Source organism: Salmonella sp. NW1250 (assembly GCF_051812965.1).
GTDB lineage: Bacteria > Pseudomonadota > Gammaproteobacteria > Enterobacterales > Enterobacteriaceae > Salmonella > Salmonella enterica.
The window spans coordinates 14,722-40,029 of sequence record NZ_JAMNDD010000012.1 but is presented as its reverse complement, the minus strand read 5'-3'; the positions used below and the strand labels follow the sequence as shown (position 1 = coordinate 40,029).

Annotated in this window: 18 protein-coding genes and 1 pseudogene; 5 read left to right on the top strand and 14 right to left on the bottom strand. The window is 50.7% G+C overall.

The features are described from left to right. Positions 1-22: 22 nt before the first annotated feature. The 6 genes from rpsA to NBA72_RS18895 all read right to left on the bottom strand — a co-directional run bounded on the left by rpsA (position 23) and on the right by NBA72_RS18895 (position 6,890). Positions 23-1,696 (bottom strand): 30S ribosomal protein S1, encoded by a 1,674-nt coding sequence (gene rpsA / locus NBA72_RS18920; RefSeq protein WP_000140324.1) that lies wholly within the window; start codon positions 1,694-1,696, stop codon positions 23-25. Between the two features lie 113 nt (positions 1,697-1,809). After that, positions 1,810-2,493, bottom strand: a complete 684-nt coding sequence (cmk, locus tag NBA72_RS18915; protein ID WP_000125007.1) for a (d)CMP kinase — start codon at positions 2,491-2,493, stop codon at positions 1,810-1,812. Between the two features lie 172 nt (positions 2,494-2,665). Beyond that, positions 2,666-3,427, bottom strand: a complete 762-nt coding sequence (locus NBA72_RS18910; protein ID WP_000792301.1) for a M48 family metallopeptidase — start codon at positions 3,425-3,427, stop codon at positions 2,666-2,668. Positions 3,428-3,569: 142 nt separating this feature from the next. Then, positions 3,570-4,853: a 3-phosphoshikimate 1-carboxyvinyltransferase gene (aroA, locus tag NBA72_RS18905; protein ID WP_023207375.1), complete on the bottom strand. Its 1,284-nt coding sequence runs from the start codon at positions 4,851-4,853 to the stop codon at positions 3,570-3,572. 70 nt (positions 4,854-4,923) lie between these two features. Next, positions 4,924-6,012, bottom strand: a complete 1,089-nt coding sequence (gene serC / locus NBA72_RS18900) for a 3-phosphoserine/phosphohydroxythreonine transaminase (protein ID WP_042949449.1) — start codon at positions 6,010-6,012, stop codon at positions 4,924-4,926. Between the two features lie 185 nt (positions 6,013-6,197). Then, a complete protein-coding gene (locus NBA72_RS18895) occupies positions 6,198-6,890 on the bottom strand; it encodes a DUF421 domain-containing protein (protein ID WP_000642868.1) in 693 nt (230 codons plus the stop codon). A gap of 136 nt (positions 6,891-7,026) precedes the next feature. On the opposite strand from NBA72_RS18895, the gene ycaO reads away from it, so the two are divergent. The 3 genes from ycaO (at position 7,027) to pflB (ending at position 12,391) form a co-directional block, all read left to right on the top strand. Further along, on the top strand, positions 7,027-8,787 hold the full coding sequence (ycaO, locus tag NBA72_RS18890; RefSeq protein ID WP_042949447.1) for a 30S ribosomal protein S12 methylthiotransferase accessory factor YcaO: 1,761 nt from the start codon (positions 7,027-7,029) through the stop codon (positions 8,785-8,787). A gap of 404 nt (positions 8,788-9,191) precedes the next feature. After that, entirely contained in the window at positions 9,192-10,049 is an 858-nt protein-coding gene (focA, locus tag NBA72_RS18885) for a formate transporter FocA (protein ID WP_000642539.1), read from the top strand. Positions 10,050-10,108: 59 nt separating this feature from the next. Then, positions 10,109-12,391, top strand: coding sequence for a formate C-acetyltransferase (gene pflB / locus NBA72_RS18880; protein ID WP_001292799.1), 2,283 nt, complete (start codon positions 10,109-10,111; stop codon positions 12,389-12,391). 72 nt (positions 12,392-12,463) lie between these two features. Here pflB and sopD2 read toward each other — a convergent pair whose 3' ends face one another. Continuing rightward, complete coding sequence (gene sopD2 / locus NBA72_RS18875) at positions 12,464-13,423, bottom strand: type III secretion system effector SopD2 (protein WP_042949444.1); 960 nt, start codon at positions 13,421-13,423, stop codon at positions 12,464-12,466. 131 nt (positions 13,424-13,554) lie between these two features. Between sopD2 and NBA72_RS18870 the strand changes: the two are divergent. Both NBA72_RS18870 and pflA read left to right on the top strand, forming a co-directional pair. Beyond that, positions 13,555-13,892, top strand: a pseudogene (locus NBA72_RS18870) (cytoplasmic protein). A gap of 118 nt (positions 13,893-14,010) precedes the next feature. Continuing rightward, positions 14,011-14,808 carry a pyruvate formate lyase 1-activating protein gene (gene pflA, locus NBA72_RS18865; protein WP_000067928.1) on the top strand — a complete coding sequence of 266 codons (798 nt, stop codon included), beginning with the start codon at positions 14,011-14,013 and terminating at the stop codon, positions 14,806-14,808. A gap of 291 nt (positions 14,809-15,099) precedes the next feature. Here the strand turns inward: pflA and NBA72_RS18860 are convergent, their stop codons facing one another. From NBA72_RS18860 to rarA, 7 genes are all read right to left on the bottom strand, one after another. Further along, complete coding sequence (locus NBA72_RS18860; protein ID WP_001134264.1) at positions 15,100-16,521, bottom strand: APC family permease; 1,422 nt, start codon at positions 16,519-16,521, stop codon at positions 15,100-15,102. 217 nt (positions 16,522-16,738) lie between these two features. Continuing rightward, positions 16,739-17,887, bottom strand: coding sequence for an MFS transporter (locus NBA72_RS18855; protein WP_042949441.1), 1,149 nt, complete (start codon positions 17,885-17,887; stop codon positions 16,739-16,741). Between the two features lie 349 nt (positions 17,888-18,236). Then, positions 18,237-19,100, bottom strand: coding sequence for a dimethyl sulfoxide reductase anchor subunit family protein (locus NBA72_RS18850; RefSeq protein ID WP_000534681.1), 864 nt, complete (start codon positions 19,098-19,100; stop codon positions 18,237-18,239). A gap of 1 nt (position 19,101) precedes the next feature. Then, positions 19,102-19,719, bottom strand: a complete 618-nt coding sequence (dmsB, locus tag NBA72_RS18845) for a dimethylsulfoxide reductase iron-sulfur subunit DmsB (protein WP_000213069.1) — start codon at positions 19,717-19,719, stop codon at positions 19,102-19,104. 10 nt (positions 19,720-19,729) lie between these two features. Continuing rightward, complete coding sequence (dmsA, locus tag NBA72_RS18840) at positions 19,730-22,174, bottom strand: dimethylsulfoxide reductase subunit A (RefSeq protein WP_000850250.1); 2,445 nt, start codon at positions 22,172-22,174, stop codon at positions 19,730-19,732. Positions 22,175-22,411: 237 nt separating this feature from the next. Continuing rightward, positions 22,412-23,704, bottom strand: coding sequence for a serine--tRNA ligase (gene serS, locus NBA72_RS18835; RefSeq protein WP_000886697.1), 1,293 nt, complete (start codon positions 23,702-23,704; stop codon positions 22,412-22,414). A gap of 258 nt (positions 23,705-23,962) precedes the next feature. Beyond that, positions 23,963-25,306 carry a replication-associated recombination protein RarA gene (gene rarA / locus NBA72_RS18830; RefSeq protein WP_000067785.1) on the bottom strand — a complete coding sequence of 448 codons (1,344 nt, stop codon included), beginning with the start codon at positions 25,304-25,306 and terminating at the stop codon, positions 23,963-23,965. Positions 25,307-25,308: the final 2 nt, after the last annotated feature.

Below are 25,308 nucleotides of genomic sequence, written 5' to 3'. Positions count from 1 at the left end.
AAAGGCCCGAAGTTTCAGAGGATTACTCGCCTTTAGCTGCTTTGAATGCTTCAGCCATTGCGTTGTTAGAGAAGTTTGCATCTTCCTGTTTGTTAACAGTTGCGATGGCATCTTTCTCGTCAGCTTCGTCTTTCGCACGAACAGACAGGCTGATTGCGCGGTTTTTACGATCAACGCCGGTGAATTTAGCTTCAACGTCGTCGCCAACGCTCAGAACCAGAGTCGCATCTTCAACGCGGTCACGGGATGCTTCAGAAGCACGCAGGTAACCTTCAACGCCGTCAGCCAGTTCTACGGTTGCGCCTTTAGCGTCAACTGCAGTGACTTTACCGGTTACGATAGCGCCTTTCTTGTTCAGAGCAACCCAGTTGTTGAACGGATCTTCTGCGAGCTGTTTAACGCCCAGGGAGATACGTTCACGTTCTGCGTCAACCTGCAGAACAACTGCAGCGATTTCGTCGCCTTTTTTGTATTCACGAACTGCTTCTTCGCCTGCAACGTTCCAGGAGATGTCAGACAGGTGAACCAGGCCGTCGATGCCGCCGTCCAGGCCGATGAAGATACCGAAGTCAGTGATAGACTTGATTTTACCTTCAACGCGGTCGCCCTTGTTGTGGGTTTCTGCGAACTGCTGCCACGGGTTAGATTTGCACTGCTTCAACCCTAAGGAGATACGACGACGTTCTTCGTCGATATCCAGAACCATCACTTCCACTACGTCGCCAACGTTAACCACTTTGGACGGGTGGATGTTTTTGTTGGTCCAGTCCATTTCGGAAACGTGAACCAGGCCTTCAACGCCTTCTTCGATTTCAACGAAGCAGCCGTAGTCGGTCAGGTTGGTCACGCGACCGGTCAGCTTGGTACCTTCCGGATAACGTTTAGCGATAGCAACCCACGGATCTTCGCCCAGCTGTTTCAGGCCCAGGGATACACGGGTACGCTCGCGGTCGAATTTCAGCACTTTCACGTTGATTTCGTCGCCAACGTTCACGATTTCGCTCGGATGCTTAACGCGTTTCCAGGCCATATCAGTGATGTGCAGCAGGCCGTCAACGCCGCCCAGATCAACGAATGCACCGTAGTCAGTGAGGTTCTTAACGATACCTTTAACTTCCATGCCTTCCTGCAGGTTTTCCAGCAGCTGATCGCGTTCTGCGCTGTTTTCGGATTCGATAACGGCACGACGAGAAACCACAACGTTGTTACGTTTCTGGTCCAGCTTGATTACTTTGAATTCAAGCTCTTTGCCTTCCAGGTGCAGAGTGTCACGCACCGGACGAACGTCTACCAGAGAACCTGGCAGGAACGCGCGAATACCGTTCAGCTCAACAGTGAAGCCACCCTTAACTTTGCCGTTGATAACACCGGTAACAGTTTCAGCATCTTCGTAAGCTTTTTCCAGCGTGATCCATGCTTCGTGACGTTTAGCTTTCTCACGAGAGAGCAGAGTTTCACCGAAGCCGTCTTCTACTGCATCCAGAGCAACGTCAACTTCGTCACCAACCTGGATTTCCAGTTCGCCCTGGGCGTTTTTGAACTGCTCAGCCGGAATGGCAGACTCAGATTTCAGACCGGCGTCAACCAGTACTACGTCTTTGTCGATAGCAACAACAACACCACGAACGATGGAACCCGGGCGGGTTTCGATTTCTTTTAAGGATTCTTCAAAGAGTTGAGCAAAAGATTCAGTCATGTTTAATCTTCAGGTTTCATATTTAACGTCCACCTGGCTCCGTGCCGGATGGGGTTGTTTAACATACCCGCTGTCAATCCTTTGCAACGGGGGTACTACAAATTCGGTCGCATTTAAGCGAGAGCCAATTTTTGGCGCGCATATTGTAACGCTTTTTCAATCACTTGCTCAATGCTTAATCGGGTAGAATCCAAAACTAATGCATCAGCAGCAGGAACTAACGGCGCTACAGCGCGATTACGATCGCGATCGTCGCGTTCCTTGATCTCGGCCAAAAGGCGTTCAAAGTTAACACTAAAGCCATTCTCCTGCAACTGTAGCATACGTCGATGCGCACGTTCCTCCGAGGAAGCGTCAAGGAAAATTTTTACCGGCGCATCCGGGAAGACCACGGTCCCCATATCGCGTCCATCGGCGATTAAACCAGGCGCTTCGCGGAATGCGCGTTGGCGGCGAAGAAGCGCTTCGCGCACGCGTGGGAATGCCGCCACCTGGGATGCCGCGTTCGCGACTTCCTGCGTACGGATTTCGCCGCTAACGTCCTCGCCTTCCAGGATAACTTCCAGGTTGCCGTCCGTTGAGACGAAACGCACGTCCAGATGGGACGCCAGCGGCACCAGCGCATCTTCAGAGGCAAGATCGACATGGTGGTGCAATGCCGCCAGCGCCAGTACGCGGTATATCGCGCCGGAATCCAGCAGATGCCATTGCAATGCTTCCGCCATTGCTTTGCACAAGGTGCCTTTACCTGCACCGCTTGGGCCATCAATGGTTATTACCGGGGCAATTGCCGTCATCTTTATCTCCTTAAACAGGCGTACCGTTAACGTAAACGCCGCGCATTATACGCGCCAACGCTCGCGACCGTTAACGTTGCGTGCAAAAACCAGTTTTGTCTGTAATCAGATGCGGAATAATTGCGCAATTATAGCGGGCCGGCGAGAAACCAGCCCGAAAGATGACAATGATTTACTTTTTATCTTCGGCAATTCTGTCGCGCATATGCTGCGCGCGATCGGCTGAGGCCGGGTGGGAGTCCATCAATGATTTTGCATGACCTGCGTCCATTGTGGCGAATTTATCGAATGCCGTGACTAAGCCCTGGGTGTTAATCCCGCGTTTTTTCAGCAGATCGTAAGAGAAGTCATCCGCATCCGACTCCTGACTGCGAGAAAACGCCGAATTGATGACGCCTTCCGCCAGATCGCCCAATTGAGACTGGGAAAGCTGCGCTGCGACGCCGCTGGTGGCGGAAATCGCATCGCGAGCCGCCAGCGTGGCATAGGCGGTCTGCATTGCCTTGCGGGAGTGCCCTAAAGAGACATGGCCCAGTTCATGGCCCAGTACGCCTTCAATTTCATTATCGGTCATCAGATCCATCAGGCCGGAGTATACGCGAACGCAACCGTTCGCCATCGCCCATGCGTTGATATCGCTGGTCATATAGACTTTATAGCTAACCGGCGTACCGTCAATGTTGTTACCCAGCGCTTTGGCGATTTTGCTCAGACGTTTGGTGTATTTGCTTTTCGAACCTGCCAGTTGATTCTCGCTGTCCATTTGTTTACAGGCATTATTAGATAATGCCTTAACATCCGCATCGGACAGTGTGGCGGCTTTGTAGGCTGACATGCCTGAACTGGCGATTAAATTGCCATTCACGCCATTTTTACATCCTGCCAGTAGCGTGGCGGAAATCGCCACCGCCAGTAGTAATGATTTATTTTTCATACTAATCTTCCGTTGATAACTATTATAAAAAACACATAAATCAATGTGTTAAATCATCAACAAATTAGCATTAGTCATAATTATAAAAATAGTGCGAATACGGACTCGGCGCGCCAGCCCGTCGACTGGCGCAACAGACGACTTAGGCAGGCGTACTCATCCGCGCCAGTTGTTCGAAATAATCAGGGAACGTTTTTGCGGTACATTTAGGGTCCAGGATCGTAACTGGCGTATCGGACAGTGCGACCAGTGAGAAGCACATCGCCATACGGTGGTCGTTGTACGTGCCAATATCCGCGTGTTGGAGCTTCGCCGGCGGCGTGATACGAATATAGTCGTGCCCTTCTTCGACTTCAGCGCCCACTTTACGTAGCTCGGTCGCCATCGCGAACAGGCGATCGGTTTCTTTCACTCGCCAGTTATAAATATTGCGCAACGTCGTGGTTCCTTTCGCAAACAGCGCCGTGGTGGCAATCGTCATCGCCGCATCCGGAATATGGTTCATATCCATATCTATGGCGTGCAATTCACCGCGCGTGCAGGCAATAAAATCATCGCCCCAGGTAATGGTCGCGCCCATTTTCTCCAGCACATCGGCAAAACGAATATCGCCCTGCATACTTTTGCGGCCAATCCCGGTCACTTTTACCGTGCCGCCTTTTATCGCCCCAGCGGCGAGAAAATAGGACGCTGACGAGGCATCGCCCTCGACCAGATAGCGACCTGGAGAGTGATACTGTTGACCGCCCTTCACGACAAATTGTTGGTAGTGATGGTTCGTTATCTCCACGCCAAAGGTTTTCATTAAATTTAGCGTGATATCGATGTAAGGTTTTGATACCAGTTCGCCTTTAACGCGAATAGTTGTGTCTTCAGGCGCCAGCGGCGCCGTCATCAGCAGAGCAGTCAGGAACTGGCTGGAAACGCTACCATCAACCTCAATGTCGCCGCCGGTAAAACCGCCGCGCAGACGCAGGGGCGGATAGTTTTCCTGCTCCAGGTAATCAATATTCGCCCCGCCCTGACGCAGCGAATCGACCAGATGGCCTATCGGACGCTCTTTCATACGCGGTTCGCCGGTTAACACTATCTCATTTTGCCCCAGACATAGCGCTGCCGCTAACGGACGCATCGCGGTTCCGGCATTACCGAGAAACAGTTCCAGAGCGCCTGACGCGCGTAATGGGCCGCCATTACCCGTGATATCACAGCGGGTGCGATCGGCAGAAAGGGTGTAATTGATCCCCAACGCGCTCAGGGCATTGAGCATATGGCGGACGTCATCGCTATCCAGCAGATTCGTCAGAACGGTTTTACCACAAGCTAAAGCCGCCAGGAGCAAAGCACGGTTTGAAACACTTTTGGAGCCAGGTAAATTAATGGCGCCATCGACCCGCGCGATGGGTTGTAACGTCAGGGATTCCATGAAACTCAACTCTCAAAAAACAGAAATAAAACCCCCACAGACTGGCCGTGGGGATGAAAAAAGAAACGTATTAGCCGTGGCGACGCTCAAAATCGATCATGAAATCGGTTAGCGCTTTTACCCCTTCAATCGGCATGGCGTTATAGATAGAGGCACGCATCCCGCCAACAACACGGTGCCCTTTTAAGGCGTGCAGACCGGCGGCGAAAGACTCTTCCAGAAAGACCTTGTCCAGCGCATTGTCCGCTAGCTGGAACGGAACGTTCATCCGCGAACGGTTGGCCTGTGCGACATCGTTACGGTAGAAATCGCTGTTATCAATCACACCGTACAGCAACTCCGCTTTTTGCTGATTGATTTTGTGCATCGCCGCCACGCCGCCCTGCGCTTTCAACCATTTGAACACCAGACCGGAAAGATACCAGGCGAAAGTCGGCGGCGTATTAAACATCGAGTCGTTATCATTCAGGACGGTGTAGTCGAGGATGGACGGGCAGCGCTCATGCGCCTTGCCTAACAGATCCTCCCGGACGATAACCAGCGTCAGTCCTGCCGGACCGATATTCTTCTGCGCGCCAGCATAAATTACGCCATAGCGAGAGACATCCAGCGGCGCAGACAGGATGGTAGAAGAAAAGTCCGCCGTGACGACCACCTCCGGACCAAAATCAGGCGTTTCATCGATGGCGATGCCGTCAATGGTCTCATTCGGGCAATAGTGTAAATAAGCGGCGTTATCGGAAAGCTGCCACTCGCGCATCGGTTTTACGGCACGTTTGCCGTCAACGGTGATTTTGGCGTCGATAATCTGCGGCGCACAGTATTTTTTGGCTTCTTTGATGGCGCTCGCCGCCCAGTAACCAGCATCGACATAATCCGCCGTGGTTTTATCGCCCAGCAGATTGAGCGGCACGCCAGCAAACTGCCCGCGACCGCCGCCGTGACAAAATAAAACTTTATAGTTGGAGGGGATATTAAGGAGATCGCGAAAATCCTGCTCCGCCTCTTCAGCGACCTGGATAAACTCTTTGCCTCGATGGCTAATTTCCATTACCGACGTACCAAGACCGTGCCAGTCACGCAGTTCCTGTTGCGCCAGTTTAAGTACTTCCGCCGGTAGCATCGCCGGACCTGAACTAAAATTAAAGACCTGAGCCATTTCCCCTCACCACGCTGCATTGTTTCCTGCCTGACAGACATCAGGCAAACGTTATTCATGTGAATATCGGTTTTATCATTCAGTGGCACGCGCCGCAATGGGTAAAACAATGCGAGGAGAAAATGCGGCATGCGTCACACAACAGAATCTTCCAGATTAACCGTATAAATCCGATATTTTCGCTGTTAAACAACGCGTTTAGCCCGGCTTGCCTTCGTCCATTCTGGATTTGCGCAGCGCGGACATAATTGCTTTTCCCCGACGTTCATGCGTATCACTTCACTGCAACGTACGCAGGCATAGTCGCCAGCCTCCGGCGCCACGATAAAGCGTGGCGTACAGTGCTCAGGAAGAATGCTTAACCCCGGCTTAACGTCTTTATTTTCAAAGAAATAGACGCTGATTTGTCCGTTTGTCTCCAGGATGGCCAGTCTGACCTGCCCCAGTTGCTCAACGCCATTCAAGCGAAGCTCCATAAAAAACTCAAACTCCGTCATGTTCGAGCGCTGCAGTTTTTCCCACGCCAGTTCGCCGTCTTCAACAATGACTACCGACTTGCCTTCCAGCAGATCTTCCAACTTTTCACTATGCGCCATCAGCCACATGACCAGGCGATAGAGCAGCGCCAGGGTGATGAATACCACCAGAACAGGGAGCATCGGAACGTCATCATAAAACGCGACGTCGCCTGCCGCCGACCCCAATGTCAAAATGATCAGCACTTCAAAAAGCGACATTTGTCGTACGCCGCGTCGTCCTGTCACCTTTAAGAAAAGAAACACCAGAACAAAGGTGTAAAAGCTACGCAGCGCCACTTCCCCCAAAAACGCTACCGGCACGTTATCCAGCGCCATTCGTTGCAAATCAAATGCTTTCATTTTTTATGCTCTTCCTGTGAATTCCAGTGTAAAAGCATAGCCAATACTTTTATTTCCGCCGATGTCCCGGCGAGATAGCGCCCGTCACATAAAACCCGTATCATTGCGCGCTTTCCGTACGACAAAAGTGATTTTCATGACGCAAACATTTATTCCCGGCAAAGACGCCGCGCTGGAAGACTCCATCGCCCGCTTCCAGCAAAAGTTACTCGACCTCGGCTTTCACATCGAAGAGGCCTCCTGGCTGAACCCGGTGCCAAACGTCTGGTCAGTGCATATTCGCGATAAAGAGTGCGCGTTATGCTTTACCAACGGAAAAGGCGCGACCAAAAAAGCGGCGCTAGCCTCGGCGCTGGGCGAATACTTCGAGCGTCTGTCAACCAACTACTTCTTTGCTGATTTCTGGCTTGGCGAAACGGTCGCCAACGGGCCATTCGTGCATTATCCGAATGAAAAGTGGTTCCCGCTGACTGAAAATGACGACGTACCGGAAGGCTTGCTTGATGCCCGTCTGCGCGCGTTTTACGATCCGGAAAATGAACTCACCGGAAGCCAGTTAATTGATCTTCAGTCCGGCAATGAAGCACGCGGCGTCTGCGGCCTGCCATTTACCCGTCAGTCCGATAACCAGACCGTGTATATTCCGATGAATATCATCGGCAACCTGTACGTCTCTAACGGAATGTCCGCCGGCAATACGCGTAATGAAGCCCGCGTTCAGGGACTGTCGGAAGTCTTCGAGCGTTATGTGAAAAATCGCATCATTGCAGAAAGTATCAGTCTGCCGGAGATTCCCGCAGAGGTGATGGCGCGTTATCCGGCGGTAATGGAGTCAATCGCCACGCTGGAAGCCGAGGGTTTCCCGATTTTCGCCTATGACGGCTCGCTGGGCGGTAAGTATCCGGTTATCTGCGTCGTGCTGTTCAACCCGGCTAACGGTACCTGCTTTGCTTCTTTTGGCGCCCATCCTGACTTTGGCGTTGCGCTGGAACGTACAGTGACCGAGCTACTCCAGGGACGCGGTCTGAAAGATCTTGATGTCTTCACCCCGCCAACGTTCGATGATGAAGAAGTCGCGGAGCACACTAATCTGGAGACCCACTTCATCGACTCCAGCGGCCTGATTTCCTGGGATCTGTTCAAACAGGACGCCGATTACCCGTTCACGGACTGGAGTTTTTCCGGCACTACCGAAGAAGAATTCGCCACGCTGATGGCCATCTTTGCTACTGAAGATAAAGAAGTTTACATTGCCGATTACGAGCATCTCGGCGTATACGCCTGTCGTATTATCGTACCGGGAATGTCTGATATTTATCCTGCCGAAGATCTGTGGCTGGCCAACAACAATATGGGTAGCCATCTTCGTGAGACTCTGCTTTCGCTGCCCGGTAGCGCCTGGAATAAAGAAGACTATCTCAATCTGATTGAACAATTGGATGAAGAAGGTTTTGACGATTTCACCCGCGTGCGTGAACTGTTGGGTCTGGCGACCGGAGCGGACAATGGTTGGTATACACTGCGTGTTGGCGAATTAAAAGCAATGCTAGCGTTAGCGGGCGGCGATTTGGAGCAGGCGCTAATCTGGACAGAATGGACGATGGAGTTCAATTCGTCGGTCTTTAGTCCGGCACGCGCAAACTATTACCGTTGCCTGCAAACGCTGCTGCTCCTGTCGCAAGAAGATGCGCGTCAGCCACTGCAATATCTCAATGCTTTTATAAAAATGTATGGCGCAGAGGCTGTAGAAGCCGCCAGCGCCGCGCTTAGCGGTGAAGCGGCTTTTTATGGACTACCGGCTGTCGACCACGATCTACAAGCGTTCCCGGCGCATCAGTCCTTGTTAAAAGCGTATGATAAATTACAGCGCGCGAAAGCGGCATACTGGTCAAAATAAGGCCATATGAGTGACTTAGGGTAGGTTTACCCTCTCGGCTGCGTTATATTACGGGGCGCCTTTGCGGCCCCGTTTTATTTATTTTCGCTAAACGGCGAAAAATGTAATAACAAGGTTAAATATTGGTTGTTGATATTAAATTAATTGACATAGTGATGTTACTTTATTTGTTGATTACTCCATATTAATTAACCGTGCAGCAGGAGGAGTCAGGAAAAAATTCAACTCTATTTATAATTTTTAAAATTTATTTTTATTAGGATAATCAAAAAGTTACACCGTAATTGCATAAAAGCCATGCGACTTACGGGCCTATAAGCCAGGCGAGATATGATCTATATCAAATTCTCATCTATAATGCTTTGTTAGTATCTCGTCGCCGACTTAATAAAGAGAGAGTTAGTGTGAAAGCTGACAACCCTTTTGACCTTTTACTCCCTGCAGCAATGGCCAAAGTGGCTGAAGAAGCAGGCGTCTATAAAGCAACGAAACATCCGCTTAAGACTTTCTATCTGGCGATTACCGCCGGCGTATTCATTTCAATTGCCTTTGTTTTTTATATTACTGCGACAACCGGTACTGGCGCGATGCCTTATGGCATGGCGAAACTTATCGGGGGTATCTGTTTCTCTTTGGGACTGATTCTCTGTGTTATTTGCGGCGCTGATCTCTTCACCTCTACTGTTCTGATCGTTGTAGCTAAAGCTAGCGGTCGCATCACTTGGGGGCAACTGGCTAAAAACTGGTTAAACGTCTATTTTGGTAACCTGATTGGCGCTCTGCTTTTCGTGTTACTGATGTGGCTTTCCGGCGAGTATATGACTGCCAACGGTCAATGGGGACTTAACGTCCTGCAAACCGCCGACCACAAAATGCACCACACTTTTATTGAAGCTGTCTGCCTCGGTATTCTGGCGAACCTGATGGTTTGTCTGGCCGTGTGGATGAGCTACTCAGGTCGTAGCCTGATGGACAAAGCGTTCATCATGGTACTGCCCGTCGCCATGTTTGTCGCCAGCGGTTTTGAGCACAGTATCGCAAACATGTTTATGATTCCTATGGGTATTGTAATACGCGATTTTGCTACACCGGAGTTTTGGACCGCGGTTGGTTCGTCTCCGGAAAGTTTTTCTCACCTGACCGTGATGAGCTTCATCACTGATAACCTGATTCCGGTCACGATCGGTAATATTATCGGCGGCGGTTTGTTGGTCGGGTTGACATACTGGGTCATTTACCTGCGTGGTAACGAGCATCATTAATCTGTTGATGCCCATTACACGCAGTAAATAAAAAATCCACTTAAGAAGGTAGGTGTTACATGTCCGAGCTTAATGAAAAGTTAGCCACAGCCTGGGAAGGTTTTACCAAAGGTGACTGGCAGAATGAAGTAAACGTCCGTGACTTCATTCAGAAAAACTACACTCCGTATGAGGGTGACGAGTCCTTCCTGGCTGGCGCTACTGACGCGACCACCAAGCTGTGGGACAGCGTAATGGAAGGCGTTAAACAGGAAAACCGCACTCACGCGCCTGTTGACTTTGACACCTCCGTTGCTTCCACCATCACTTCTCACGACGCTGGCTACATCAACAAAGCGCTTGAGAAAATTGTTGGTCTGCAGACTGAAGCTCCGCTGAAGCGTGCGATTATCCCGTTCGGCGGTATCAAAATGGTTGAAGGTTCCTGCAAAGCGTACAATCGCGAGCTGGACCCAATGATCAAAAAAATCTTCACCGAATACCGTAAGACCCACAACCAGGGCGTATTCGACGTTTATACTCCGGACATCCTGCGTTGCCGTAAATCCGGCGTTCTGACCGGTCTGCCGGATGCGTATGGCCGTGGCCGTATCATCGGTGACTACCGTCGCGTAGCGCTGTACGGTATCGACTACCTGATGAAAGACAAATTCGCACAGTTTACGTCTCTGCAATCCGATCTGGAAAACGGCGTAAATCTGGAAGCGACTATCCGTCTGCGTGAAGAAATCGCTGAACAGCACCGCGCTCTGGGTCAGATCAAAGAAATGGCGGCTAAATACGGCTGCGATATCTCTGGTCCGGCGACTAACGCTCAGGAAGCAATCCAGTGGACTTACTTCGGTTACCTGGCTGCGGTTAAATCTCAGAACGGCGCAGCAATGTCCTTCGGTCGTGTATCCACCTTCCTGGATGCGTACATCGAACGTGACCTGAAAGCAGGCAAAATCACCGAGCAAGACGCACAGGAAATGATTGACCACCTGGTCATGAAACTGCGTATGGTTCGCTTCCTGCGTACTCCTGAATATGATGAACTGTTCTCCGGCGACCCGATTTGGGCAACCGAATCTATCGGTGGTATGGGCGTTGATGGCCGTACTTTGGTCACCAAAAACAGCTTCCGCTTCCTGAACACCCTGTACACCATGGGGCCGTCTCCGGAGCCGAACATCACCGTTCTGTGGTCTGAAAAACTGCCGCTGAACTTCAAGAAATTCGCCGCTAAAGTCTCCATCGACACCTCTTCTCTGCAGTACGAGAACGATGACCTGATGCGTCCGGACTTCAACAACGATGACTACGCTATCGCATGCTGCGTAAGCCCGATGATCGTGGGTAAACAAATGCAGTTCTTCGGTGCGCGTGCAAACCTGGCGAAAACCATGCTGTACGCAATCAACGGCGGCGTTGATGAAAAACTGAAAATGCAGGTTGGTCCGAAATCCGAACCGATCAAAGGCGATGTTCTGAACTTCGACGAAGTGATGGATCGCATGGATCACTTCATGGACTGGCTGGCTAAACAGTATGTCACCGCGCTGAACGTTATCCACTACATGCACGACAAGTACAGCTACGAAGCCTCTCTGATGGCGTTGCACGACCGTGACGTTATCCGCACCATGGCGTGTGGTATCGCAGGTCTGTCCGTTGCGGCTGACTCCCTGTCTGCCATCAAATATGCGAAAGTTAAACCGATTCGTGACGAAGATGGGCTGGCTATCGACTTCGAAATCGAAGGCGAATACCCGCAGTTTGGTAACAACGACGCTCGTGTAGATGACATGGCGGTTGACCTGGTAGAACGTTTCATGAAGAAAATTCAGAAACTGACCACCTACCGTGGCGCTATCCCGACGCAGTCTGTTCTGACCATCACTTCTAACGTTGTGTATGGTAAGAAAACCGGTAACACCCCGGATGGTCGTCGCGCTGGCGCGCCGTTCGGACCAGGTGCTAACCCGATGCACGGTCGTGACCAGAAAGGCGCTGTCGCTTCTCTGACCTCCGTTGCTAAACTGCCGTTTGCTTACGCGAAAGATGGTATTTCTTATACCTTCTCTATCGTTCCGAACGCACTGGGTAAAGACGACGAAGTTCGTAAGACTAACCTGGCAGGTCTGATGGATGGTTACTTCCACCACGAAGCGTCCATAGAAGGCGGTCAGCACCTGAACGTCAACGTCATGAACCGTGAAATGCTGCTGGACGCGATGGAACATCCGGAAAAATATCCGCAGCTGACCATCCGTGTATCTGGTTACGCAGTACGTTTTAACTCCCTGACGAAAGAACAGCAGCAGGACGTTATTACTCGTACCTTCACGCAGACCATGTAATGGGTTTGACTGAAATTACGCCATAAAAAGCGTACAAAAAAAGGCTCCATGTCAGTGGGGCCTTTTTAATTTTTATAAAAGCATATTTCGACAACCAGAATTTTTACTTATAAATAAAGTGTTATTATGTGATCTATATATTCTTCTCAGAATAGCATCAATTTCTCTTTTATTATTTTGATACTCCTCATAATCCTTATTTAATGCATCAGAAAACAGCATGGTGTTAGCTTCTGTAAAATCACATGACAATGACGGTATATATCCATGTAGCAGATAGATAAGTGTTGGATGAACCATATCAAACAGGACTTCTCCCTCTAATTCCCAGTAACCTATTTTACAAAATTGGGTAGAAATCTCAAAAGACCCCATTTGAAGACAACGTAGTTTATTCTTCTCATCCTCAGTAAGCGTACCATTCCATTCAACACATGCCATTTTTCGATTTTCTCCAGATCGCATAAGCTTATAAACTTCATCCCTAATTTCATCATCCTCATTAACTTTCTGCCTAAGGTCAAAAGCAAAGTTTTCTAATAATTCTGGATAGCAAGCAATTTTTTCTCCATACTTAATACATGCTTTAAAAAACAACTCTTCCTCATCTTCTTCCATCACTTTAAAAATACAGTTTTCTGAAACGTTGAGGATACGATGCAAATTACATTTATCAATAACCCTGCCATCAATCTCAAATAAAACTTGTGTCTGACTCACATCAAAACGCATAACAAAGCGGTCTTGTTGAGATGGATTAGCATATTGTTTTAATTGTGCAAAGGCATATATCTTCTCCATGCCGATTGTATCAACATTAAGTTCAGCTTGATTTTCACGTTCACATCCATGGATGAGTGTATATAATACCTCCAGCACCTCTCTTTTTTTGTGTGTTCTGAAGTAGTCCTTAAATCTATCCCATAACCCCATGTATAGCGCTTCTTCTTTATTAGGACTCATCAAACGGGCTAGCCGTGAAGCATTAACTTCATAGTTATGACGATTACCAAAACTTAACGTAACTGGCATAATAACTCCCTTGATTATTTACCGCGAAAGCAAAATCCAATCCGTTGCTCTCATTTTTTTGATTAAAACCACACTCTATTTAAGAGATTGAATCAGCCTGGGTTTAGAAATGACATCAGATTTACACCTGATTGCGCGTTGAATGCGACGCCAGGCGCTGTACAGCGCATAACGTTCTTTGGACACATCTGAATTATGTTGAGAATTATTTTCGTTCTGACCACAACAAAACGGCGCCAACCATTCGAAAAAAGAGGCGGATCATAAACAGCAAAACCAGGACGCTATGGATGATACACTTACAGTATGTATTGCGGTTGAGGCGTTAAACAGAGGTACCGGACTGATGAATGAGCCACAATTTCTGGCGGTGCGAGTTATGCAGCATAGATTTGCCGTATATTTTATACTGAATAGAGGTAAAATAGCTCCATTGCAGCACATTCTGGAACAGCCACACATTCTGTAGTCCAAAATTTACGCTCGCAGTACCGCTTTTTTACAGGATGCAACCCCCTTACCAGGGTGCTCAACATGCCCGGAATGTGTCCATAAACCCCATGTTATTTAGAGCTAGCCGAAGCGATATGAGTAACTTAACCGATTGTATTACAAATGAAAGTGTTGCAGTAACTGCTGATAAAAAGCCGGTTATTGGTCGCATTCACTCCTTTGAGTCCTGTGGCACCGTTGATGGCCCAGGCATCCGCTTTATTACCTTTTTTCAGGGCTGCCTGATGCGCTGCCTGTATTGCCATAACCGCGACACATGGGATACGCATGGCGGTAAAGAAATCACCGTTGAAGACTTAATGAAAGAGGTGGTGACCTATCGGCATTTTATGAATGCTTCTGGCGGCGGCGTGACGGCATCCGGCGGCGAGGCCATTTTGCAGGCAGAATTTGTACGCGACTGGTTTCGCGCCTGTAAAAAAGAAGGTATCCACACCTGTCTCGACACCAACGGCTTTGTGCGCCGTTATGACCCGGTAATTGATGAACTGCTGGACGTTACCGATCTGGTGATGCTCGATCTCAAGCAGATGAATGATGAGATCCACCAGAATCTGGTCGGTGTCTCTAATCACCGGACGCTGGAATTCGCGCAGTATTTATCAAAGAAAAATGTGAAGGTCTGGATCCGTTACGTTGTCGTTCCCGGCTGGTCTGACGACGATGATTCCGCGCATCGCCTGGGCGAGTTTACCCGCGATATGGGTAATGTCGAAAAAATCGAACTGCTGCCCTATCATGAGCTGGGCAAACATAAATGGGTGGCAATGGGCGAAGAATATAAACTGGATGGCGTGAAGCCGCCCAAAAAAGAGACTATGGAGCGTGTAAAGGGTATTCTTGAGCAGTATGGTCATAAAGTAATGTATTAATCGCCTGCTATCTTACCCGCTTTTAAACGGCTGCCCATGAGGGTAGCCGTTTTGCTGTCTGGATAACGCTCTTACCGCTAAAATACCCGACCCCGCCGTCAGACAGGCCTGGTTAACAATATTGCGCTTACCAGGTATCAAATACAGAGTCGCTTATCTGCTGCTGGGTTGAAGGTCTGACAACTATTGCTGACCCGGCACCTGTTAATACCGTGGTCTCCGCCTGGAACCCAGGCACCTGTAACCTTAAAAGGCGCTCGCCTGGCAGGAGCGCCGTGGAAAAGAACGTCGTTATGTGTTTCTACGCGCCAGCAGTGGGAAAATTAATCCCAACCCGACCAGGACAAAAGGCGTCACGATGTTCAACGTCAGCTGGAATGTCCACTCCGGCGTGAACGCCTCCATTTTGGGGAAAATACCGGTAAGGCAGGCAAACGCGGTGAAGGCAAAACACCATATTCCCACAGTTAACGCCAACGCCCGGTTGCGAATAAACACATATTCAGGTTTATACTTTTGCGCCAGTCGAATGACGGCAATAAAGGCGACAAATACCCACAGATAGCGCAGCGGCATAACAACTGAGTTGAGATTAAGCAGCCATTTGTACAGGTTGTTCATATCGCCGATGCCAAGCGTTGGCAACATAATCAAGATAGCGACCAACACTAATGTCAGCAAATAACCGTTAACTGGCGTACCTGAAGCGTTAGTACGACATAAGCGCTGCGGGATATATTTACTGTCTGCATCACCCAGTAAGACTTTCAGTGGCGCATCAATAGAAAACACCAGCGCGGCGATTTGCCCCAGAGTATTGGCAATGGCATAAATCACCATTAATGAATTACCCATATGGTAATACTCACCCAATTTCTGGAATGCATAATATTGCCCATTGGTCATTAAATCGTCAGGTATATGCCGGGAATCAAACATCATTCCCATCGCCAACGAACCGAGGATAGCGCAGACCGCAACCATGACGGCTAAAAAGAGCATCCCCTTCGGAAATTCTTTTCCTGGATTCCGCGTCTGGTTAACGTAAGGCGAGATCTTCTCTGCCCCACCAACCGCAAAGACCAACATAGAGATGGTGGTGATATAGGTAAAATCGATATGAGGAATAAATGACTGCCAGGTGATGTTAGTGGTCGCAATTTCAACGTTTGTAATTGCTGGCGCGGTCACTGCCATCACAACATATAAAATTGACATGATAAACATGGCAATCCCGGCCACAGACCCAACAACCTTTAGCGATTTCATCCCCCTGGAAGCAACCCACATAAAGAAAACAAACAATGCCAGCGTCAGCCCCTGCAAGGCAACGACGGTATATTCTTTTATCAACGAGCCGTCGCCTTTTAAAGCCCATCCCAATGCAATGAGTATCGCCTGCGGCTTTTGCGCCAGGTAGGGAATATGCACGACCCAATAGGTCCATGCCGCAAGGTAAGCCAACCCCGGCCCCATCGTATGCTTAATCCAGGTACTGACGCCCCCTTTTCCCTCTTTGAAGGTTGAGCCCAGTTGCCCCACGATTAAGGCATAAGGAATAAAATAGAGCGCAAAAATAAACACCCAGGAGAAGACAACCACTAACCCCTGGTTAGCATAGTTATTGACAACATTGCCGAATCCCCAAACGGTAATAAACGACATCAGGGCGATGTTGTACCATCGCAACTGTTTTTCCTGCACATTCGGCATAACGCGATCCTTCGTGAACACAATGCTATTACTATAAATGAAGCGGGGGATTATGCGCGGTAAAGACGAAGAGAGAAAATAGAGGAGCGCAAAATTATAACCTTCGGCACATTTTATTTTTCAGTAAAGCAAGAAAATTATGCAGGTCAATTATTTTACGTAAAACATAAACAAAGAGTATGCAAGACTCACGTCCTGCATACGATTCAGAGAACAGTCAGATGTGGGCGACAGGATTAGGCGTCTGGCCGGCGTTACGTAACAGCATCAGCAGATAAATAAACGATACGCTGGCGATCATAATAAACAGCAGATTATCTGAATAATTCTGCATTAACATCGCAGCAAAAGACGGCCCCAACAGGCTCCCTACCGTATAACTTAACAACAGCGCCTGGTTCATTACCACAAGCTGGTGATGTTCGACTTTTTCACAGGCCCAGGCCATTGCGACGGGATAAAGCGTAAAACCCGCCGCCCCCAGAATAAACAGAGCTGGCGCCATCGCCGCCTGGGTTAACATGGCAATACTACCGAGTATGACAACGAATACCTGTACGCGTAATACCAGCAAGCGACCAAATTTGTCCGCCAGACGTCCCATTGGCCATTGCCCCAAAATGCCGGCGCTCACCAGCACCGCCATCCAGAAACCGATGCTGGTGTTAGCCATCCCCTGATGCTTCAGATATAACGGCATCAGGCCATATAGTGAACCAAGAACAATGCCGGAAATAATGCAACCATTCACGCCAAGACGCGCCTGGCGTAGCTTCAGCATGGCGCTAATAGAAGAGGAATGACGTGCCTGCGTTTGCTGATTTACAATCCGGGTAAAGAGTAGCGGCAGAATTCCCGCCAGAATCATTCCGGTCACCCAGGGAAGGACGTGCAGCAATTCACCAGATACTTTACTGACCAATAATTGTCCAAGGAAGGTCCCCATGTAATAGACCATCATATAGGCAGCCAGCAGGCGCCCGCGATTATGCGAGGTTCCGCTGCACATCAACGCGCTCTCGACAACCACCCAAATCATGGCGCAGCCGATACCGGCAATAAAACGCCAGCTCATCCAGCTCCAGAACCCCACCATCACCCCCAATCCGACACAACCCGTGGCGAAGATCAGCGAGGCAAGATAATAGCTACGGTTAAACCCAATGCGTTTAATTAAATACCCGGTAAATAACGTCCCGACCAGATTGCCGGTAAAATAAGACGAGCTGACCATCCCCACCTGCCAGGTAGGAAGGTTTGCCTGAGCAAGCCACAGCGGCACAAGCGTATTCAGTACCGCAATGGCCAGGGTCAACAAAAGTAGCCCGCACAGCAAAAGCATGACGGGACGGGTATAGGTGGACATGAATAAAAACCGTGAGGAAGTTCAAATTTCATGCGCATCATGCCATCGCCAAAAACATTGTCAATCGGCTCCGCATGGGCGATCCGCAAGTTTTGAGACTATCGATTTGATTTACTTATTCTGCGCGTGAATATATTGAAAGGCTAAAAATTCATCCCCTTGTTTTTATTGATCTAACCCGCAAAATCGGCGTTTTGTTCAGTCGAAAAATTTCATGGTTCCTTTAGCTTCGTTTTCTTCTCTATGGATTTATATGCGCCTTCTCCACCCCGGTTATATTCCTTAGATTGATGGTGGCTAAAGGCGCATTCGGCCTGCACGTTCTGCAGGCCGAATGCGCGTCAACGCGTTAGCTAGCTACCGCCATGCCCACGGTCATATGCAGCCCATAGAATACGCCGCGGCCAATCAATTCCCCCGCCAGCATCAGAATGAAGGCGACAGAGAGCAACGGTACCGCAGGTTGATACCCTTTTAACTGTGGCACAATCCAGCAGCACAACGCCGCCGCAAGCAGCACCATACGCCAGGCCATCAGGGAACCATAATCCGGCACCAGAGCAGACGCCTGCTGAATGGAACTGTGAATCGTCGCCAGTTCCGCGCCCTGCATGGCCACCATAATGGCAATAACCACCAGCGCCAGCACCGACACCGCAGGCAACAGACGCATCGCCCAACCGTTCACGCCCGCGATGCGCAGCAGCAGATAACCCAGTAGCGGGCCACCCATAAAGAGCGTCAGGAAGAAGCCCAGCGGCGTCCAGACGCTATACCAGGTCGGTACTGTATCGATGCTGTTATAGACGCGTACCATCATCCAGACGAAGACGACGCCCAGTACCATCGTGATAATCAGCCAGAGTGTGCGCAGTGCCGGCGGCAGCTTTTTCAGTACCGCCAGCAGCCAGCCAATCCCGCCGACCGCAAAAAACACCGAGCCGCTGGCAATTTCATTGCTCAGTGCGGAAGCACCCACGCGGTTAAGCGAGTTAAACGCGCGCATCGGCGAGCCCAGATGCAGCATCGAGGCGATAAAGCCAATCCCCATCAGCACCCACAGACCAAACATACAGGCGATCACCCGCTGCTGCGTTTCCGCGCGCAGGTCGCCCTTCATCAGCGCCAGAGCCAGAACAATAAAACCACCGGCCACGCACTGACCAAAGACCGTGAAGATCATCAACGGCCATTCATGCCATCCACTTCCCATCTTATACCTCCTTCGGATTGGCCAGATAACCGGTAGTGTCCCCGGTCGGGCGGCTGTTGGCGTTGGGTTTAATCACAATATTCGGCTTCGTGAAATGCGCGCGCGGCAGCGGCGCGACGGCAGCCAGCTCTCCGTGTTTTTTACGCAGTTCGTCTATCGGGCCAAAATCCAGCGCCCGCAGCGGGCAGGATTCCACGCAAATCGGTTTCTTGCCTTCCGCCACCCGGTCATAACAGCCGTCGCACTTGGTCATATGACCTTTGGCCGCGTTGTACTGCGGCGCGCCGTACGGGCAGGCCATGTGGCAGTAGCGGCAGCCGATACAGACCTCTTCGTTCACCACCACAAAACCGTCATCGCGCTTGTGCATCGCGCCGCTCGGACAGACTTTGGTACAGGCCGGGTCTTCGCAGTGGTTACAGGAGATGGAGAGATAGTAGGCAAAGACGTTCTGGTGCCAGACGCCGTTATCTTCCTGCCAGTCGCCACCCGCATACTCATAAATGCGGCGGAAGCTGACATCCGGGGTCAAATCTTTGTAGTCCTTGCAGGCCAGTTCGCAGGTTTTGCAACCGGTGCAACGGCTGGAATCAATAAAAAATCCATACTGGGTTGTCATCGGTTACTCCTTACGCCTTTTCAACCTGAACGAGGTTCGTATGTGACGGGTTCCCCTTCGCCAGCGGAGAAGGACGTTGGGTCGTCAGTACGTTAATACATCCGCCCTGATCCACGCGTTTTGCATCCGGGTCATACCATGCGCCTTCTCCCAGGGCGACCACACCCGGCATCATGCGCGGCGTCACTTTAGCCTCGATATGTACTTCGCCGCGATCGTTAAAGATGCGGACTTTATCGCCATTGTTGATACCGCGTTTCTGCGCATCCATTGGGTTAATCCACATTTCCTGACGACAGGCGGCTTTCAGTACGTCTACGTTGCCATAAGTGGAATGTACACGCGCTTTATAGTGGAAACCCGTCAACTGCAGCGGGAATTTATCCGTTAGCGGATCGTTATAGTTTTCAAAACCTGGCGTGTAGATCGGTAATGGATCGATCACGTCGCCTTCCGGCAGCTCCCAGGTGGCGGCGATATCCGCCAACGCCTGTGAATAGATTTCAATCTTGCCCGATGGCGTTGTAAGTGGATTCGCTTGCGGATCTTCGCGGAAGTCTTTATAGGCGACATGGTGGCCTTCGGGGTCACGCTGTTTGAAGATGCCTTGCTTACGGAACTCCTCAAAGGTGGGCAGATTCGGAATGGATTTACGCGACTGTTCGTACAGATGACGCATCCACTCTTCTTGCGTCCGTCCTTCGGTAAACTGTTGTTCCACGCCAAGACGTTTCGCCAGTTCGCTGGTCATCTCATAAATCGTCTTACACTCGAAGCGCGGTTTAATCGCCTGGTCAGTGAAGATAACGTAAGACATGTTCCCACAGGAAGCATCCAGCGCAAAGTCCATCTGCTCAGAAGCAGTGCAATCAGGCAACAGAATATCGGCGTATTTTGCCGACGAGGTCATATGACAGTCGATAACGACGATCATTTCGCATTTCTTGTCATCCTGCAGGATTTCGTGGGTGCGGTTAATCTCAGAGTGCTGGTTAATCAAACAGTTGCCAGCATAGTTCCAGATCATTTTGATCGGCACGTCCAGCTTATCTTTCCCCCGCACGCCATCACGCAACGCCGTCATTTCCGGGCCGCGTTCAATGGCATCGGTCCACATAAACATGGAGATGCTGGTTTCAACCGGATTTTCCAACGTGGGCATACGTTCAAATGGCAGGGCATAAGACCCTTCGCGCGCGCCGCTGTTACCGCCGTTAATCCCAACATTACCCGTCAGGATCGCCAGCATCGAGATGGCGCGCGTGGCGATTTCTCCATTAGCATGACGCTGTGGCCCCCACCCCTGGCAAATATAGGCGGGTTTAGCGCTGCCGATTTCTCGCGCCAGCTTAATAATGCGATCCGCCGGAATACCGGTAATTTGCGCCGCCCACTCCGGCGTCTTCGCAATACCGTCTTTACCCTGGCCCAGAATATAGGCTTTGTAGTGACCGTTTTTCGGCGCGCTGGCAGGCAAGGTTTTTTCGTCATAACCGACGCAATATTTATCCAGGAACGGCTGATCGACCATGTTCTCGGTGATTAAGACATATGCCAGACCATTGACCAGCGCCGCATCGGTACCTGGACGAATCGGAATCCACTCATCTTCGCGACCGGCGCCGGTGTCGGTGTAACGAGGATCGATAATGATCATCCGCGCGTTTGATTTCTGCCGCGCCTGTTCAAGGTAATAGGTTACACCGCCCCCGCTCATGCGGGTTTCGCCAGGGTTATTACCAAACAACACCACCAGCTTACTGTTTTCAATGTCGGATGGACTATTGCCATCCGCCCAGCCGCCATAGGTGTAGTTCAGACCCGCTGCGATTTGCGCGGAAGAGTAATCACCGTAGTGATTAAGATAACCGCCGCAGCAGTTCATCAGACGGGCGACCAGCGTTTTTCCTGGCGGCCATGAACGTGTCAAAGTGCCGCCCAGCGTTCCCGTGCCATAGTTCAGATAAATGGACTCGTTGCCATACTCTTTGATAAGACGCTGCATATTGGTAGCAATGATATCGTAGGCTTCGTCCCAGCTAATACGCTCAAATTTACCTTCGCCGCGCGCGCCGACGCGCTTCATCGGATACTTGAGCCGATCCGGGTTATAGACGCGACGACGCATAGAACGACCGCGCAGGCAGGCGCGAACCTGGTGCAGGCCATCGTAATCATCGTTTCCGGTATTATCCGTTTCAACATATTTGATTTCGCCATCCACAACATGCATACGTAGCGGACAACGGCTGCCACAGTTTACCGTACAGGCGCTCCAGACGACTTTCTCGCCGGTTTTCGCCGGGCTTATTGCCTCTGCGGCGTTAGCGATGCGGGTAAATGGCAGGGTAAATGCGCTACTGGCCATCGCCAGGCCGCCTATCGCGGTGGTTTTGACTAAACCACGACGGCTCACCTCGGCTGCCAGCACGGCATCAGGGATCTTAGTTTTCATAAGGGCTCACTCTGCTGCTCACAATAAAAAAAACAATAAAACGATGTATAGAATTTTATATAGCGATAACATCGCTATAAAGTCTGATATATATCGAAAAAGTAGAAAAATAGTGTTAAAAACTGACCTTCATTCGAAATCAGTATTACCCCTAATAGGGTAGGGATTATTGTCCGGTATCAAACTGGCATAAAAAAAGCGCCCGAAGGCGCTTTTTAGAAGAGGAGAAAGCGAGGATTAGCCGATATATTCCAGTCCGTTCATGTACGGACGTAATACTTCCGGCACTTCAATGCGGCCATCAGCCTGCTGATAGTTTTCCATCACGGCCACCAGGGTACGACCTACCGCCAGACCAGAACCATTCAGGGTATGGACCAGACGGGTCTTTTTGTCGGACTTGCTGCGACAGCGTGCCTGCATACGACGCGCCTGGAAGTCCCAGACGTTAGAGCAGGAAGAGATCTCGCGGTAGGTATTCTGCGCCGGAACCCAGACTTCGAGGTCATAGGTTTTGCAGGCGCCGAAGCCCATATCGCCAGTGCACAGAATGATTTTACGGTACGGCAGTCCCAGTAGCTGGAGCACTTTTTCCGCGTGGCCGGTCATCTCTTCCAACGCAGCCATAGAATCTTCCGGGCGAACGATCTGCACCATTTCCACTTTGTCAAACTGATGCATACGAATCAGGCCACGGGTATCACGACCATAAGAACCTGCTTCAGAACGGAAACAAGGCGTATGCGCCGTCATTTTAATCGGCAGCTGATCTTCGTCGATGATTTCATCGCGTACCAGATTGGTCAGCGGAACCTCCGCCGTCGGGATCAAAGCATAGTTGCTGCTGTCTGCTTCTTCTTCCAGCGGACGGGTATGGAACAAGTCGCCTGCGAATTTCGGCAGTTGACCGGTGCCATACAGCGTGTCGTGGTTAACCAGATACGGCACGTAGTTTTCGCTATAGCCGTGCTGTTCCGTATGCAGATCCAACATGAACTGCGACAATGCGCGATGCATACGCGCAATCTGTCCTTTCATCACCACAAAACGGGAGCCGGTCAGCTTAACCGCGGCGGCAAAGTCGAGGCCGGAGTGCATTTCCCCTAAGGTGACGTGATCGCGGATTTCAAAATCAAACTCACGCGGGGTACCCCAGCGGCTGACTTCAACGTTGTCGTTTTCATCTTTACCTACCGGCACTTCATCCGCAGGCAGGTTTGGGATGGTCAGCGCGATATCGCGGATCTCCGCCAGCAAGGTATCCAGCTCGGCTTTCGCCGCATCCAGCTCTTCGCCCAGTTTATTCACTTCCAGGCGTAAAGGCTCAATATCTTCCCCGCGCGCTTTCGCCTGGCCGATGGATTTCGATCGAGAATTACGCTCCGCCTGCAGGTTTTCCGTGTTGACCTGCAAAACTTTACGACGCTCTTCAAGAGCGCGCAGCTTATCTACATCCAGCTTAAAGCCCCGGCGTGCCAGTTTTTCAGCGACTGCGTCTGGCTCATTACGCAGCAGATTGGGATCGAGCATGCTTATCCTGTGCTTATCGAATAATAAAAGGAAACGCGATCAATTGATGATCGCCTCTGATTGTATTGATGAACGTAAACCGCGTTTACGTAATAGCGACGTTTTCGCCTTACCTGACCGACGACAGCAACAACGCATCCATTGCGCTATACCCGCGGACCTCATAAGCAACGTGCTATCAGGCATAACGAGATTCATCATCAACGCCATGATACCTGGAGCATCATATTTAGAGATAACCTTACCGCAACGTTTACACTAGCGGTAGCGTTTTGTGGGGCTATTTTGATCCTGTTCAGCCAGCCAGGCGAGCTTTTCGCCAATCTTGCCTTCCAGACCACGATTTGTCGGATGATAATAGCGCGTTTGCGCGATTTCCGGCGGGAAGTACACTTCACCCGCAGCATAGGCATTGGGCTCATCGTGGGCATAGCGGTATTCCTGGCCATAGCCCATCTCTTTCATCAGTTTGGTTGGCGCATTACGCAGATGGACAGGAACGTCATAATCAGGACGTTCGCGCGCGTCGGCCAGCGCAGCCTTAAAGGCGGTATAGACGGCGTTGCTCTTCGGCGCGCAGGCGAGATAAACGATAGCCTGCGCGATCGCCCTTTCGCCTTCAGCCGGGCCGACGCGGGTGAAACAATCCCACGCGGCAATGGCGACCTGCATCGCGCGCGGATCGGCATTACCCACATCTTCCGAGGCAATCGCCAGGCAGCGACGCGCCACGTACAGCGGATCGCCTCCCGCGGTAATGATACGGGCATACCAATAGAGGGCGGCATCCGGCGCGCTGCCGCGCACTGATTTATGTAAGGCGGAAATAAGATCGTAGAAGCGATCGCCTTTGTTATCAAAACGCGCGCTGCGCTCGCCGGCGATCTCGGTCAACAAGGCGGGCAATAAAACGCGTTTGCCGCTGTCATCCGCCTCCGCCATATCAGCCATCATTTCCAGCGTATTTAAGGCGCGCCGCGCGTCGCCATTGACCAGCTCAGCAATCGCTCGCCGTGTCTCATCCGGTAACACAATATCCTGATCGCCGTAACCACGCGTTTTGTCCTGCATCGCCTGGTCCAGTACTTGCTCAATATCGTCAGTGGTCAACGATTTCAGCAGATAGACCCGCGCTCGCGACAAGAGCGCCGAGTTCAGCTCAAAAGAGGGATTTTCCGTGGTCGCGCCGATAAAGGTGATAGTGCCATCTTCGATATGCGGTAAAAAGGCGTCCTGCTGGCTTTTGTTAAAGCGATGCACTTCATCGACAAATAGGATGGTACGGCGACCGGCATTACGATTCTGGCGGGCGCGCTCGATAGCTTCACGAATCTCTTTTACCCCAGAAGTGACGGCGGAAATACGCTCGACATCGGCGCTGGCGTAGCGGGCGATCACTTCAGCGAGCGTGGTTTTCCCCGTCCCTGGCGGCCCCCATAAAATCATGGAGTGCAGATGCCCGGCCTCAATAGCGCGAGGCAACGGCTTACCTGCGGCCAGCAAATGCTGCTGGCCGATATACTGTGCTAAATTTTCCGGCCGCATTCGCGCGGCCAGCGGTTGAAACGTATTATCAGAAAAATCGAGCGACAGATTGCTCACTC